The sequence below is a fragment of the Corynebacterium sp. HMSC074A09 genome (genome assembly GCF_001811545.1).
In the GTDB taxonomy this organism is placed as follows: domain Bacteria; phylum Actinomycetota; class Actinomycetes; order Mycobacteriales; family Mycobacteriaceae; genus Corynebacterium; species Corynebacterium hiratae.
In genome coordinates this window covers 22,635-35,909 of sequence record NZ_KV805142.1, presented here as the reverse complement: position 1 = coordinate 35,909, position 13,275 = coordinate 22,635, and the positions used below count along the sequence as shown (strand labels likewise).

16 protein-coding genes and 1 pseudogene are annotated in these 13,275 nt (G+C 59.6%); 13 read left to right on the top strand and 4 right to left on the bottom strand.

Annotation, left to right across the window (positions count from 1 at the left end; translation table 11 throughout):
• Positions 1 to 12 precede the first annotated feature (12 nt).
• The gene (locus HMPREF2807_RS04685) at positions 13 to 477 is read right to left on the bottom strand and encodes a hypothetical protein (RefSeq protein WP_232751625.1); all 465 of its coding nucleotides are present in this window, start codon (positions 475 to 477) and stop codon (positions 13 to 15) included.
• A gap of 77 nt (positions 478 to 554) precedes the next feature.
• Between HMPREF2807_RS04685 and HMPREF2807_RS04680 the strand changes: the two genes are divergently transcribed.
• The 3 genes from HMPREF2807_RS04680 to HMPREF2807_RS04670 all read left to right on the top strand — a co-directional run bounded on the left by HMPREF2807_RS04680 (position 555) and on the right by HMPREF2807_RS04670 (position 3,393).
• Positions 555 to 1,499 carry a methionyl-tRNA formyltransferase gene (locus HMPREF2807_RS04680; protein WP_005325328.1) on the top strand — a complete coding sequence of 315 codons (945 nt, stop codon included), beginning with the start codon at positions 555 to 557 and terminating at the stop codon, positions 1,497 to 1,499.
• A 65-nt stretch (positions 1,500 to 1,564) separates the two neighbouring features.
• Entirely contained in the window at positions 1,565 to 2,581 is a 1,017-nt protein-coding gene (locus HMPREF2807_RS04675) for an iron-siderophore ABC transporter substrate-binding protein (protein ID WP_005291893.1), read from the top strand.
• 173 nt (positions 2,582 to 2,754) lie between these two features.
• Positions 2,755 to 3,393, top strand: a complete 639-nt coding sequence (locus tag HMPREF2807_RS04670; protein WP_005325329.1) for a DedA family protein — start codon at positions 2,755 to 2,757, stop codon at positions 3,391 to 3,393.
• Between the two features lie 10 nt (positions 3,394 to 3,403).
• Here HMPREF2807_RS04670 and HMPREF2807_RS04665 read toward each other — a convergent pair whose 3' ends face one another.
• The 3 genes and pseudogenes from HMPREF2807_RS04665 to HMPREF2807_RS04655 form a co-directional block, all read right to left on the bottom strand.
• Entirely contained in the window at positions 3,404 to 4,186 is a 783-nt protein-coding gene (locus HMPREF2807_RS04665) for an ABC transporter ATP-binding protein (RefSeq protein ID WP_019176090.1), read from the bottom strand.
• Positions 4,187 to 4,236: 50 nt separating this feature from the next.
• Positions 4,237 to 5,331: pseudogene (locus HMPREF2807_RS04660) on the bottom strand (FecCD family ABC transporter permease).
• Complete coding sequence (locus HMPREF2807_RS04655; protein ID WP_005325331.1) at positions 5,331 to 6,449, bottom strand: FecCD family ABC transporter permease; 1,119 nt, start codon at positions 6,447 to 6,449, stop codon at positions 5,331 to 5,333. The pseudogene HMPREF2807_RS04660 and the gene HMPREF2807_RS04655 overlap by 1 nt, the downstream one beginning before the upstream one ends.
• Before the next feature lie 524 nt (positions 6,450 to 6,973).
• Between HMPREF2807_RS04655 and rpsH the strand changes: the two genes are divergently transcribed.
• The 10 genes from rpsH to HMPREF2807_RS04610 all read left to right on the top strand — a co-directional run bounded on the left by rpsH (position 6,974) and on the right by HMPREF2807_RS04610 (position 13,250).
• Complete coding sequence (rpsH, locus tag HMPREF2807_RS04650) at positions 6,974 to 7,372, top strand: 30S ribosomal protein S8 (protein ID WP_034986964.1); 399 nt, start codon at positions 6,974 to 6,976, stop codon at positions 7,370 to 7,372.
• Between the two features lie 14 nt (positions 7,373 to 7,386).
• Complete coding sequence (gene rplF, locus HMPREF2807_RS04645; protein ID WP_035004244.1) at positions 7,387 to 7,923, top strand: 50S ribosomal protein L6; 537 nt, start codon at positions 7,387 to 7,389, stop codon at positions 7,921 to 7,923.
• Positions 7,923 to 8,333 carry a 50S ribosomal protein L18 gene (rplR, locus tag HMPREF2807_RS04640; protein ID WP_035004242.1) on the top strand — a complete coding sequence of 137 codons (411 nt, stop codon included), beginning with the start codon at positions 7,923 to 7,925 and terminating at the stop codon, positions 8,331 to 8,333. The genes rplF and rplR overlap by 1 nt, the downstream gene beginning before the upstream one ends.
• 40 nt (positions 8,334 to 8,373) lie before the next feature.
• Positions 8,374 to 9,015, top strand: coding sequence for a 30S ribosomal protein S5 (gene rpsE / locus HMPREF2807_RS04635; protein ID WP_012359604.1), 642 nt, complete (start codon positions 8,374 to 8,376; stop codon positions 9,013 to 9,015).
• Between the two features lie 3 nt (positions 9,016 to 9,018).
• Entirely contained in the window at positions 9,019 to 9,159 is a 141-nt protein-coding gene (gene rpmD / locus HMPREF2807_RS04630; RefSeq protein ID WP_035004239.1) for a 50S ribosomal protein L30, read from the top strand.
• A 279-nt stretch (positions 9,160 to 9,438) separates the two neighbouring features.
• Complete coding sequence (locus HMPREF2807_RS04625) at positions 9,439 to 10,185, top strand: hypothetical protein (protein ID WP_232751624.1); 747 nt, start codon at positions 9,439 to 9,441, stop codon at positions 10,183 to 10,185.
• A 120-nt stretch (positions 10,186 to 10,305) separates the two neighbouring features.
• Positions 10,306 to 11,265, top strand: coding sequence for a tetratricopeptide repeat protein (locus HMPREF2807_RS04620; protein WP_369816139.1), 960 nt, complete (start codon positions 10,306 to 10,308; stop codon positions 11,263 to 11,265).
• Positions 11,265 to 12,248, top strand: a complete 984-nt coding sequence (locus tag HMPREF2807_RS04615) for an HAD-IIA family hydrolase (RefSeq protein WP_070510800.1) — start codon at positions 11,265 to 11,267, stop codon at positions 12,246 to 12,248. The genes HMPREF2807_RS04620 and HMPREF2807_RS04615 overlap by 1 nt, the downstream gene beginning before the upstream one ends.
• The gene (locus tag HMPREF2807_RS14010) at positions 12,239 to 12,400 is read left to right on the top strand and encodes a hypothetical protein (RefSeq protein ID WP_168167646.1); all 162 of its coding nucleotides are present in this window, start codon (positions 12,239 to 12,241) and stop codon (positions 12,398 to 12,400) included. The genes HMPREF2807_RS04615 and HMPREF2807_RS14010 overlap by 10 nt, the downstream gene beginning before the upstream one ends.
• Positions 12,401 to 12,440: 40 nt before the next feature.
• Positions 12,441 to 13,250, top strand: a complete 810-nt coding sequence (locus tag HMPREF2807_RS04610; RefSeq protein ID WP_070510798.1) for a TlyA family RNA methyltransferase — start codon at positions 12,441 to 12,443, stop codon at positions 13,248 to 13,250.
• The last annotated feature ends 25 nt before the right edge of the window (positions 13,251 to 13,275 follow it).

Here is a 13,275-nt window from a genome sequence, read left to right as displayed (position 1 = left end):
AATCAACGCACTCTAAAACCGGAAGGGCCGGATAAGCCCTGCCGTGACTGCCCGGTCCAGTGCGCCCGTGAGGTCATGCAGATGGATCCAGTCATCGCCATCCAAAAACACCACGGTGGTATCCGCACCGCGGTCATCGAGGCGCGCGGTGCAGCGCCTGCCGAATACCTTCCGGTCGATGGACAGGCGTGCGCCGGGCAAGTCCGCGATGACTTCTGGGGAGCGAGGCGGCCAGAGTGTCTGGTCCACAGAATCGCCGCTCAATAGGCTCGCCTGTGGGCCTGCGCCGTGTGCGTTATGTGGATCGGGATATTTCAGCTCGCCGGATTGAAAGCTATAGGTCACTGCTGAGTGCGCCGGGATGCGCACATCGACGGTGGACATCGATTCGGTGAGCTCGACGTTCGAGCGGTAGGGGTCCGGGAAAACGAGGGCTTCCGCATCCGCGGGCACCGAGATTCGGTGAAGGGTGGTCACGTCCGGGGAGTCTGGCATGTAAATTGCGCCACTTTCATCATTGACTACATAGGTAAACCTAAGCTAACATCCCCTGCATGCGAGTTGCTGTTTTCGGCTATCAGTCGTGGGGACACCGGACGTTGTCTGCGGTCATCAATGCTGGTCATGAAGTAGTTTTGGTAGTTACGCACCCTGCCAGCGATCACCCTTATGAGCAAATGTGGGCAGACTCCGTTGAGGAGCTCGCCAGCGAACATGAGCTCCAGGTGTGTGTCACTGAGCGCGTGGGTCAAGACGTCATTGAGGCGTTGCGCGATGCTGCACCAGACATCATCGTGGCCAACAATTGGCGAACCTGGCTTCCTCCCGAGGTTTTCAGCCTGGCCAAGCACGGCGCATTGAATGTCCACGATGGTCTCCTGCCCGAGTACGCCGGATTTTCGCCCATCCTGTGGGCGCTGTTGAACCGGGAAACTCACGTGGGCGTCACTGTGCACGAGATGGATGAAGTGCTGGACGGCGGACCCATCGTTGCCCAGCGCGCGATCCCCGTGGGTCCGCAGGACACCACCACGGATCTCGTGGCCAAGACCATCGACCTCATCGAGCCCCTCGTGGAACGCGCATTGAGTGACGTCGCCCAAGGCACCGCCACTGCGCAACCTCAAGATCCCACCCGCGCTACGTACTTCCACAAGCGCGGCGAGCAGGAATCTCGCATAGATTTCACCCAACCTGCGGAAGATATCGCCTTGCTGGTCAGGGCGCAGTCCGACCCGTACCCCAATGCTTACTTTGAATTCCGAGGCCAGCGCGTCCGCGTGCTTTCCGCGCACGTCTCGCAGGGCCGCTTCGGCGGAACCCCCGGCCGAGTCACCATCCCTCACGAGGGAGGAATCGCGGTGGTCTGTGGATCGCCCCGTGCCAACGTGCCGGCGCCGGCGATTGTTCTGGATCGTGTTCGTCTCGACGACAACTCGGAACTGACCGCCACCGAATTCTTTGGACATAGGGCTGGATATATCCAACCAAAGGTTTGACCTTTCCCTTTTGTGTACGGGCCACGCCTCGCGCGGAAATCCGTCACCAGTAACAACGGAGAAAAATGACACTCAAGAAGATTCTCGTTAGCACCGCTGCTGTGCTGACCTTGGGCGCGGCACTGACCGCTTGCTCGACTGATGACCAGTCCGGAAATTCCGGGGACTCCCAGGCAGTCAACGCCGAGCAGGGCGCATTCCCCACCACCATCGAGCACCGCTACGGCTCCACCGAAATCAAGGAAGCCCCGCAGCGCGTGGTCTCCTTGGGCTACACGGATCAGGACGCACTGCTGGCGCTGGGAGTTACTCCTGTCTCCGTGAAGTACTGGGACGGAATGACCCCGGATGGTCAGGCTGCGGGCAACTGGTCCAATGACAAGATCGAGGGCGACACTCCTCGGATCGACAAGGACACAGAAGTCAACGCGGAAGCCATCGCCAAGGACAATCCAGACCTCATCGTGGCCGTGTACTCGGACATCGATGAAGACACGTACAAGAAGCTGTCTGAGATCGCCCCTGTCGTCGTACAAAAGGGCGAATACGAAGAACTACAGCAACCATGGGACGTGACCACGGAAGAGATCGGGCAGGCCGTGGGCAAGCCTGAAGAGGCAAAGCGCCAGGTGGAGCAGGTCAAGGAGAAGTTCGCAGAGCTCAAGGGCCGCCACCCAGAATGGGCCGAAAAGGAACTCGGCGTGGCCACTGTCTCCGACGAGAGCCTGGCTGTCTTTGCCGAGGGCGATCCGCGTAGCCGCTTCTTCACCGAGCTGGGATTCAAGATCAACCCGGCCTACGCGGGCATCACCAAGGACAAGTTCTACGGTGAGGTCTCCAAGGAAAACGCAGACCAGATCAACTCTGACGTGCTGGTGTGGGATCAACTGTCTTACTCTCCGAAGCAGAGCAAGGCTTCTGTGACCGAGGATCCGATCGTGGGCAAGCTGCCCGCCGTGAAGGACGGACACAGTGTCTACCTGGAAGGCGACCTGGAAAAGGCCTTCGGATGGCAGACCGTGCTGAGCCTGAACTACCTGCTGGACAAGATCGAGCAGCCGTTGGCAGACGCCACGAAGTAGTCTGAATCAACTGCCGAACCGCCCCGCATGAACGTGCTGGGGCGGTTTTGCTGTTGCTGGCTAGGGGACGGGCACTCATGGGGATAACGGATGCACGCTAGGGGCGAGCTGCCTGTATTCCGGTCAGAAACCGGGGTAAGAATAGACCAGTTGTTTTCTAGAAGGGATTCCCTGTGCACTTAAGCGACCTCATGGACGCCACCACCCTGCTCCAGAACTTTGGCGGCTGGGCGCTCGGCGGCATTGCGCTGATTATCTTTATTGAATCCGGCGTGCTCTTCCCGTTCCTCCCCGGCGATTCCATGCTGGTCACCGCGGCAATCTTGCGCGATCAGCTGGGCTTGAACGTTCCGATTCTGGTGGGCGTGGCCATCGTCGCGGCGTTCTTGGGCGACCAGGTAGGTTTCTGGCTCGGCCACCGCTTTGGCCGCAAGTTGTTTAAGCCCGACGCCAAGATCCTCATAACCGAGCACCTCGAACAAGCCGAGGCTTTCTTCCTGAAGTACGGGCCGTTGGCTCTGGTACTGGGGCGCTTCATCCCGATCGTGCGTACCTACATTCCCGTGGCCGCTGGTACCGCGGAGATGCCGTACAAGAAGTTCGTGGGATGGAACGTCACGGGTGCAGTGCTGTGGATTGTCAGCATGGTCGGCATTGGCGTGCTGCTGGGGGATATCCCGGGCATTGCGGATCGCATCGACATGATCGCCATCGTCATCGTGCTGGTGTCTGTGACTCCGGTGGTGATTTCCGCGATGATCAACTGGCGGAAGTCCAAGAAGACTCCCGCCCAGGAGCTGATGGAGGACTAAGCCCTGATCGTCACTTGGGGACGATCAGCGGACCGCCGGTGACAGGATCCTCGATGACTAGCGCGTTGAGGGCAAACGCCTCGAGCAGTAGCTCTGGGGTAATGACCTCGCTGGGACGCCCGGTGGCGAGGACCTGTCCATCCTTCATCACCACGAGATTATCGCTGTAGCGTACAGCCAAGTTGAGATCGTGCAGCACCATCACCACAGTCCGATCCAGCTCTCGGCGTAGACGCTGCACCAGCTCCAAAATCTCTACCGACGTGGCCAGATCCAGGTAGGTGGTGGGCTCGTCCAGGAACAGGATGTCCGTGTTCTGCGCAAGAACCATGGAGATCCACACACGCTGCCGCTGCCCTCCGGACAGAGAATCCAGGGTGCGCTCCGCCAGCCCCATCGAGCCAGTCATTTCCAGCGCCTTGTGCACCTCGGCTTCGTCCGTGGACGACCACTGACGGATCCACGATTGGTGTGGGTGCCGACCGCGCGAGACGAGATCAGCCACGTTGAGTCCCTCCGGGGCGGTAGGGGTTTGTGGCAGCACGCTGATGGTCCGTGCGAGGTCCTTGCGCCTGATGGATGAGATATCGGCGCCGTCTAACAGCACTTCGCCCTCATTCGCCGGAAGGAGACGAGACATGGCTCGCAACAACGTGGATTTGCCGCAGCCATTGGGGCCGATGATTGTGGTGATCTGCCCGCGAGGAAAGTCCACGTCCAAGCCTTCGATGACCGTCCGGTCGCCGTAGCCCACGGCGAGGCCGCGTGCGCTCATGCTGTGCTTCTGAGTCATGTGTCCTTCTTTGTTCGCGGCACTGCTAACTTCCAGGGTGGGATCTTTTCTCATGCCGTGGTTGACCTATTCCGTTGGACCAGCAAATAAATAAGGAACGCACCGCCGATTGCCGAGGTGAGAATGCCCACCGGCAGCTCTACGGGCAGAAGAGTTTGGGTGCTGATATCTGCCAGCAGGAGTAGCGCAGCGCCGGTCAGCGCAGAGGCCAGAAGCGGTGGTGCAGAGCAGTTGCACAAGCGCAGCGCCACCTGTGGGGCCACGAAGGCGACGAACCCGATGGGGCCAGCGGCCGAGACCGCCACTGCTGCCAAAGCCACGGCAGCGGCGAGCAGAAGCACCTGCACACCCTGGACGTTTTGTCACAAAGCCCGTGCAGTATCCGAGCCCAGCAAGGTGGCTAAAAGTTGGTGACCAATCCAGGCCAGCAGCGGTGTAAACACCAACACAACAATGGCGATGGGCCACATCTTGGACCAGTCCGCAGTGCTCAGGGAGCCAGTAAGCCAGAACTGCGCGGCCGCGGCATCGCGCAACTCCGTGCGGATCATCAGGAAGTTGATATACGAGGTCAACAGAGCAGAGATGATGATGCCGAACAGCACTAGCCGGAAGGAATCAGTCGATCTCCTCCACGCCAGAGCCCACATCACCGTTGCGGTGACAGCCGCACCAAGCACCGCGGCCAAGGGAATGCCGATGCTGCTGAGCCAGCCGAGGAAACCACCAGCGCCACCACCCAGAGTGATGACGGTGACCGCGGCCGCGGACGCGCCCGTAGTGAAGCCCAAGATATCCGGGCTGGCCAGCGCATTGCGAGTCACGGACTGAGTGAGGGCTCCGGATAATCCCAGCGCACAGCCCACCAGAATGGCCGTCAGCGCACGAGGCATGCGCCAATCCAAAACCACCAGACGCTCAATGCGGGTGCCCTGGCCGGTGAACAGCACCTCCAGCACACGAGCCGGGGACACAGGATAGTCACCCAGGCCGATGGAGACCGCCGCTAGCAAGACGATCGCCACGAGCAGCAATAGAGACACCGTCAACGCGCGAGGGCGCCAGACCACAGAAAATGAGCCCACGCGGAATGGCGGGCGCCCAGGGATAGTGGAAGAGGTAGGGCGGGCAAGGAGGGAACTCATTAAATGGCCACCACCCGGCGTCGATAAATAAGGGCGATGAAGAACGGCGCGCCCACGAACGCGAGGATGATGCCTACTTGCAACTCGCCCGGACGAGCGATCAGACGGCCCACCACGTCTGCGAACAGCATCATCACCGCACCCGTCAGGGCAGAGTAAGGGAGGATCCAGCGGTAATCAGGGCCCGTGATGGCGCGCACGAGGTGCGGGACCACCAGGCCGATGAAGGTGATGGGGCCGGCGGCAGCTGTCGCGGCACCGGCCAGCAGTGCGATCAGAGCCATGCCAATCAGGCGGGCGCGCTGGGTGTTGATGCCCAGTCCGGAGGCGATGTCATCGCCCAGATTCAGGAGGTTTAGCTGCGGTGCCGTGATGAACGCCAGCAGGAGGCCCACCAGGATAAACGGCAGCACGCCGTAGAACACGGTGAGATCCCGGCCCGCGATGGAGCCGACGGTCCAGAAGCGCATGCGATCCAGATTGGCATCGTCAGTGAGGATAAAACCGCTGATGATGGCGCTGAGGACCGCGGACAAAGCCGCGCCGCCGAGGACCAGCGTCATTGGATTGGCCTGTCCTCCTCCTATGGACGCCAAACTAAACACCAACGCAGTAGCAGCGATGGCCCCACCGAACGCCCACATGCTGGTAGCCCACACGGACGTCACACCCAGCAAGGAGAAGCTGGCAACCACGGCCAGGGACGCCCCGTAGTTGATGCCGAGAATGCCCGTGTCCGCGAGAGGGTTGCGCGTGTGCCCTTGGATCAATGCACCGGAGGCGCCAAGGGCAGCACCGGCGACTAGGCCCAACAGGGTGCGGGGAATGCGGAGCTCGACGATCACGCGCTGATCCACATTCAGCCCCTCCGCGTGGCCGAACGCCGTGCCGAGATCGCGGAACACGGCGGACACTTCTCCAAAAGGGATCTGCCGTGATCCAAACACGATGCTGGCAACGATGCTGGCGAGCAATAGGAGGAAAAGGACGCCGAGGCCGACGAGGCGACGCGGGATTTTACCTGATGGAGCGCTGGCAGAAGCGTCCGCAGTAGCGTCCGCGCGAGACCCCAGGTGTGATTGAGAAGGGGATTGCGCATGCGGGGTAGAGATAGCCATGCATTCCTCCTTGACGCGTGAAAGTCCATGATCTTAACGGGAGCAAGCTTATGTGAACAAGGTAAGCCTAATCAAAGTACTACAAGGAGGGATTGTGGAGCTGTGCAGGTGAGTGTGTGAGCCAGCAGGTGCGGCTAGTGAGGTCGGTCGGCCCTGAATGGCGCCGACCCTACACCTCAGCTCTATGCTTCTGAGCAGGGATTTGGACATGTTTTAGCTGGTTGCTAGGCTAGTCAGGTCTTGCCGTAGGTAGGTACCCCCATGTTCTTTTTTTCGACGCTAACGCGTCAAAATCCCGGGAATGCCACATGACCTGCGGAAAGAGTCTCCCGCTACAAGGGAGAAAAACTGTACATCCACTTTGTTACAGGCCCCTCGCCCGAAGCGGCCGCACGGATAAAGGCAGCGAGCACCCCTAACTACTGAGTTAGGCGGAGCGTGAGTAGCCAGCGATCGTGCGGTACACGCGATTCATCAAGGGTGAGCACGGGAACCGTAACGAAAAAGGCAACAGGTCACTTCACATGACCATGACTGATCCGATTGCGGACATGTTGTCACGAGTGCGCAACGCAAACAATGCGTTCCACGACACCGTGTCTATGCCATCCTCCAAGATCAAGGCCAACATCGCCGAAATCTTGAAGCAGGAAGGCTACATCGCCGACTACTCCGTTAACGACGAGACCGTCGGCAAGACCCTGGAGCTTAACCTGAAGTACGGCCCATCTCGCGAGCGTTCCATCGCTGGCGTGCGTCGTGTTTCCAAGCCGGGTCTGCGCGTTTACGCAAAGTCCACTAATCTGCCAAAGGTTCTCGGTGGCCTGGGCGTGGCTATTATCTCCACGTCCCAGGGTCTGCTGACTGACCGTGAGGCCAACAACAAGGGCGTGGGCGGAGAAGTCCTCGCCTACGTCTGGTAAGAGGAGGTTTAACCATGTCTCGTATTGGCAAGGCACCGGTGACCGTCCCCTCTGGCGTCACCGTCACCATCAACGGCCAGAACGTTGAAGTCAAGGGTCCTAAGGGCACCCTGGCTGAAGAGATTCCGGCACCAATCACCGTGGCTCAGGAAGGCGAAGAACTCGTCGTCTCCCGCCCCGATGACCGCCGCAAGAACCGTTCCCTGCACGGCCTGTCCCGCTCCCTGATCAACAACATGGTCGTGGGCGTTACTACTGGCTACACCATCAAGATGGAAATCTTCGGTGTGGGTTACCGTGTGCAGCTCAAGGGCCAGAACCTGGAGTTCGCACTGGGCTACTCTCACCCAGTCCTGATTGAGGCGCCTGAGGGCATCAAGTTTGCCGTCGACGGAAACACCAAGTTCTCCATCGAAGGCATCAACAAGCAGCAGGTTGGACAGATCGCCGCTAACATCCGCCGTCTGCGGAAGGATGACCCATACAAGGGTAAGGGCATCCGTTACGAAGGCGAGCAGGTCCGTCGCAAGGATGGAAAGACGGGTAAGTAATGAGCAACAACGCAACGAACAAGGAAGGCCAGCGTTTGCCGGTGGGCAAGGACATCTCCACCCGCCGTCGCAACGCTCGCGCACGTCGCCACTTCCGTATCCGCAAGACCCTGTCCGGCACCCCAGAGACTCCACGTCTCGTTGTGCACCGTACCTCTCGTCACATGCACGTTCAGGTCATCGACGACACCGTCGGTCACACCCTGTGCGCTGCGTCCACCCTCGAAGCAGAGGTCCGTGGAGTCGAGGGCGACAAGAAGGCACGTGGCGCCAAGGTTGGCGAACTGATCGCACAGCGTGCGAAGGAAGCTGGCATCGAGGCAGTCGTCTTCGACCGCGCTGGCTACCAGTACCACGGCCGCGTCGCCGCTCTGGCTGACGCCGCCCGCGAAGGTGGTCTGAAGTTCTAATGACCACCAACACCATGAACTCCAACGGAAGGAACGCGTGATGTCGGAACGTGACCGTAACGGCGGACGCTCCGCCGATAACAACCGCAACGATCGCAACGAGCGCGGCGGCCGCAACGACCGCGGTGGCCGTAACGATCGTCGCAACAACCAGCAGGACGAGCGCAACCAGTACATCGAGCGCGTCGTCACCATCAACCGTGTGTCCAAGGTCGTCAAGGGTGGTCGTCGCTTCAGCTTCACCGCTCTGGTGATCGTGGGTGACGGCCAGGGCATGGTCGGTGTCGGCTACGGCAAGGCCAAGGAAGTCCCGGCTGCTATCCAGAAGGGTGCCGAGGAAGCTCGCAAGAACTTCTTCCGTGTCCCGATGATCAACGGCACCATCACCCACCCGGTGCAGGGCGAGGCCGCAGCAGGCGTCGTCATGCTGCGTCCGGCTGCACCAGGTACCGGTGTTATCGCCGGTGGCGCAGCCCGCCCGGTGCTGGAGTGCGCTGGCGTCCAGGACATTCTCTGCAAGTCGCTCGGCTCGCCGAACGCCATCAACGTTGTTCACGCAACGGTGGCCGGCCTCAAGGAGCTCGTGCGCCCAGAAGAGGTCGCCGCACGTCGTGGCAAGAGCCTCGAAGAGGTTGCTCCGGCAGCCATGCTGCGCGCTCGTGCTGCAGGACAGGGGGCATAACCCATGGCACTGAAGATCCGTCAGATCAAGGGCACTGTTGGTAGGAAGCAGAACCAGCGTGACACGCTGCGTTCCCTCGGCCTGAAGCGCATCGGTCAGGAGATCATCCGCGAAGACAACGCTGTCACCCGCGGCATACTCTAAATAATCTTTCGGGAACCTTACATTAAACAGTCTTTCCCCATAGGCTGCGATATAGGAGTAGAAAACTCCCGGAAGTTGAAAGGAGACTTTGCAAAATGGACAATCTCGTCAATGAATTCCCTTCCGAAGACAATCCGTTCGTCAACGTGGGAAAGGAAGTTCGCAGTAAATCGTTGGCCACCAGCACTGTATTGATAGCGGGATGTCGTTTCCTTTTCGTGCTTTATAACTAGAATGAGGTCGGTATCAACTTTTGGCGGGATAGCGAAGGAGAACGCGATGAGGTTCCCGCAGACTTCGGCTTCTTTTACTCATTCTTATAACCCGGTCTTTCTGAAGGAACTGAAGGCTGTTCCCTACGGGAGAAAGAACGAGAACCCCTCTCCCTACAACCTTTGTCCGGTCTTTGAATCAGTAGAGCCTGTTCCGCAAGTGCGCGATATCCGTGGTGGGCTTGTGTTTTTCGGAGCGATGGTCTTGGCAGCGGGACTCATCTTCTTTGTGGGCTTGCTTCTTAACAGCTTCAAGGTTCTGGGTCTCTTGGCGTTTCTTCTTGGCGCGTCGCTCCTTTATTTTTTGTTTCTCATCGCTAAACATGCGCTGTTTGCTCTTCGCATTAATAGGGCCTGGAAGAATGGCTGGATCGATTTTTATCCGGTTCTCCTTGGCAGTCTTTTTCACGATGAGGAGAATGCCAGGCGTGGGAAGAAAGGGAATTTTTATGCCACGAAGGCGTTGGTCGTGGCGCCAAACGGCGAGTCCCGGATGCTCGAGGTGTCCGTGGAGGGGCTGAGGTTGGACCGAATGATTAGGGAAGGCGCTGTCATGGTGCGTGACCGCCAGGGTATTCGCCTTGATGCAATCCGCAATAATGGGTGGACATTCTGGGCCGTCGTTCGTGGTCGGCCGTTGGACGACGGAAGCGTGGAACATGGGCTGTCCGCTTCACAGGTGGCTGCGGGCTTGGATCGCGTTCGGCATGGTTGGCCATTGGAACGGCTTGATTCCTTGCCTGATGGCCCGTGAATTTTGACTATTAGCCATGGTTGTGGGTCATTTCACTCACCAGTCGGTGCATTGCCGGTTTCGGGCCGCTGACCTGTACACTGGTTCGGTACATACGGACGCGTCTACCGCAGAAAGTGCATGGATTTAATGTCTGAATCTAACTCCCGCGACCACGAGCGTGGCCGCGAAGGTTCCTCGGAAAGCAACCGGGGAAACAACCGCTCTGGTGGCCGGAAGTTTGAGAAGCGTGGCGGCGCATCGGGGCGTCGAGAAGAGCGTCGCGGCGATCGCCGCGATGATCGCCGTGGCGGTCGCGCTGGTGCTAAACCTCGTCGTGGGGATCGCCGCAACGATCGGCAGGGCCACGATCGTGATAAGCACAAGGCCTCGCATCCGCAGCGTTCGGGTTACCGTGAGGAGCGGATCAATCGCCGCATGACGGACCCGGATCTGCCATCTGATATCGATATCACTGACCTGGATCCTTCTGTGCTGCAGGACCTCTCCTCGCTATCGAAGGAAAACTCCGAAGCAGTGGCCAAGCATCTCATTATGGCGGCAACGTGGCTTGATGATGACCCGCAGCTGTCACTTCGCCACGCGCGCGCGGCAAAGGATCGCGCTGGACGCGTATCGGTTGCGCGTGAAATGAATGGAATCGCCGCCTACCGTGCTGGGGAGTGGAAGGAAGCTCTGGCGGAGTTGCGTGCTGCGCGCCGCATTTCCGGTGGCCCTGGATTGCTTGCCGTGATGGCGGATTGTGAACGTGGCCTTGGTCGCCCAGAGAAGGCCGTGGAATTGTGGCGCAGCGAAGAGGCCAAGGAGCTGGCACCGGAGGATGCCATCGAGTTGGCAATCGTGGCTGCAGGTGCACGCTTAGACATGGGTCAGGCAGATTCTGCTGTGGTCACGATTCAGCGCGCGCAGCCGAACAAGGACGCCACAGGCGTGTCTGCCTGCCGCCTTTCTTATGCTTACGCCAATGCTCTGCTGGAGGCCGGCCGTAAGGATGAGGCACAGGAATGGTTCCAGCATGCGGTTGACATCGATGAAGGAGACTGGACCGACGCCGCGGAGCGCCTGGCCGAATGTAAGTAATGAGTATTCTCAAGACCCACGATTCGCTGCTGCTAGATCTTGACGGAACCGTGTGGGAGGGAGGACAGGCCCTCCAGTGCGTCGTTGACGTTATTAACTCCTGTGGTGTTCCCGCGGTGTACGTGACGAACAATGCTTCCCGCAGCCCCCAGACCGTGGCTGGCATGCTGGGAGAAATTGGACTGAAAACGGATGCCAACCATGTTGTTACCTCCGCGCAAGCCGCAGTCAAGAATGCCCGTGAGGACTTCCCGGCAGGAACCAAGGTTCTCGTTATCGGCGCTGACTCATTCCGCACTCTGGCCCGTGAGGCAGGGTTCGAAGTAGTCGACAGCGCCGATGATAAGCCTGCGGCAGTGTTGCAAGGCATGGATAAGTCGGTCGGTTGGGAACAGCTTTCCGAGGGGGCATTTGCTATCAATCAAGGTGCGAAATACTACGCCTCCAACCTCGATACGTCGCTGCCGACGGAGCGAGGAATGGCCGTGGGCAATGGCTCGCTCGTCGCGGCTGTTGTTTCGACCACGGGCGTTGAACCTATTTCTGCAGGCAAACCGGAGCCCGCTATGTTTACGCAGGCGGCCAAGCTGGTGGGGTCGACCAAACCCCTTGCTGTCGGCGACCGTCTGGACACCGATATCGTCGGTGGTAATAACGCAGCGATGGATACGTTCCACGTGTTGACCGGTGTGTCTCGTGAGCTGGCGCTTATTGAAGCCATTCCGGAGGCACGTCCCAATTTCATCGGCGCGGGCTTCCACGAGCTATCCCTCTCGGAAGCACAGGCACGGCCAGGAGCCCAGGGTGGATTCCGGGCTCGGTATGACGGCTATGACATTGTCCTCCAAGGAGGCGATGAGAAGTCGACTTCGGTCGAGGCGCTGCGCACGGTTTTGGAAGTAGCCTGGGCGGGCGCTGAACCTCCTCGCTATATTCAGCCGCGGAGCGAGGCTGCTGAAAGGGTAGTATCCACATGGCGGTAAAGCCCCATGACCCGCGGGCGGTGCTTGCCCCAGAAAAGCTGGATGCGTCCATCGCCGCGATTCTTAACGAGCCATCGGAATCTCTTGAGCAGGAGCTGGTCCAGCTGGACCGTGCCCACACCGTGCTGCGGGATGCGCTTCAAGACAACTAGCACTTTACACCAAGGAATGTAGGGGAAAGAGGACCTATCTATGCCACCGCAACGTCGCCGTCTTGACGCGGAGTTGGTACGCCGAAAGATCGCGCGCTCACGTGAGCACGCTGTTGAGATGATCAAGGCCGGCCGCGTGACGGTTGGTGGTTTCAAGGCCACCAAACCCGCCACGGTGGTGGAACCAGAGGTATCCATCAAGGTGGAGGCCAGTGAGGGGGATGACTGGGCGTCGCGAGGCGCACACAAGCTCTTGGGCGCACTTGAAGCCTTTGACGTGGATCTGAAGGGCAAGCGCGTGTTGGACGCAGGAGCGTCGACCGGTGGGTTTACCGATGTCTGTTTGCGCCGCGGTGCCGCGGAGGTGTTATCGGTTGACGTGGGCTACGGGCAGCTGTTGTGGCGCCTGCAAAACGATGAGCGCGTTACCGTGTTAGACCGCACGAATATTCGTAATCTGACCCTAGAGCAGACCGGTGGGCCGTGCGATGCCATGGTGGGTGACTTATCTTTTATCTCCTTGAAATTGGTGCTTCCGGCCATCGTGGAATGCATGGTCGATGGCGCGTGGTTACTGCCCATGGTCAAGCCACAGTTTGAAGTAGGTAAGGACCGTATTGGCGCCGGCGGCGTGGTGCGGTCACCCGAGCTTCGCGCGGAAGTAACCAAGGACGTGGCGGTCTTCGCTCAGGAGCTCGGCCTAAGCGTAAAAGGTGTGGCTGCCTCCCCGCTACCGGGACCGAGCGGTAACGTCGAGTATTTCCTCTGGCTGGTCAAGGACGGGATGTCCACCCCGGAGGATAGGCTGGACGTACTCATCGAAACGGCAATTAAGGAAGGACCTCAGTGAGCACTACCAGCGCCGCGGATGGCAC

Coding starts and splice junctions, on each gene's coding strand:
- HMPREF2807_RS04680 (WP_005325328.1), top strand. CDS start 555: ATGCGAGTTGCTGTTTTCGGCTATCAGTCGTGGGGACACCGGACGTTG.
- HMPREF2807_RS04675 (WP_005291893.1), top strand. CDS start 1,565: ATGACACTCAAGAAGATTCTCGTTAGCACCGCTGCTGTGCTGACCTTG.
- HMPREF2807_RS04665 (WP_019176090.1), bottom strand. CDS start 4,186: ATGACTCAGAAGCACAGCATGAGCGCACGCGGCCTCGCCGTGGGCTAC.
- HMPREF2807_RS04655 (WP_005325331.1), bottom strand. CDS start 6,449: ATGGCTATCTCTACCCCGCATGCGCAATCCCCTTCTCAATCACACCTG.
- rpsH (WP_034986964.1), top strand. CDS start 6,974: ATGACCATGACTGATCCGATTGCGGACATGTTGTCACGAGTGCGCAAC.
- rplF (WP_035004244.1), top strand. CDS start 7,387: ATGTCTCGTATTGGCAAGGCACCGGTGACCGTCCCCTCTGGCGTCACC.
- rplR (WP_035004242.1), top strand. CDS start 7,923: ATGAGCAACAACGCAACGAACAAGGAAGGCCAGCGTTTGCCGGTGGGC.
- rpsE (WP_012359604.1), top strand. CDS start 8,374: ATGTCGGAACGTGACCGTAACGGCGGACGCTCCGCCGATAACAACCGC.
- rpmD (WP_035004239.1), top strand. CDS start 9,019: ATGGCACTGAAGATCCGTCAGATCAAGGGCACTGTTGGTAGGAAGCAG.
- HMPREF2807_RS04625 (WP_232751624.1), top strand. CDS start 9,439: ATGAGGTTCCCGCAGACTTCGGCTTCTTTTACTCATTCTTATAACCCG.
- HMPREF2807_RS04620 (WP_369816139.1), top strand. CDS start 10,306: ATGGATTTAATGTCTGAATCTAACTCCCGCGACCACGAGCGTGGCCGC.
- HMPREF2807_RS04615 (WP_070510800.1), top strand. CDS start 11,265: ATGAGTATTCTCAAGACCCACGATTCGCTGCTGCTAGATCTTGACGGA.
- HMPREF2807_RS14010 (WP_168167646.1), top strand. CDS start 12,239: ATGGCGGTAAAGCCCCATGACCCGCGGGCGGTGCTTGCCCCAGAAAAG.
- HMPREF2807_RS04610 (WP_070510798.1), top strand. CDS start 12,441: ATGCCACCGCAACGTCGCCGTCTTGACGCGGAGTTGGTACGCCGAAAG.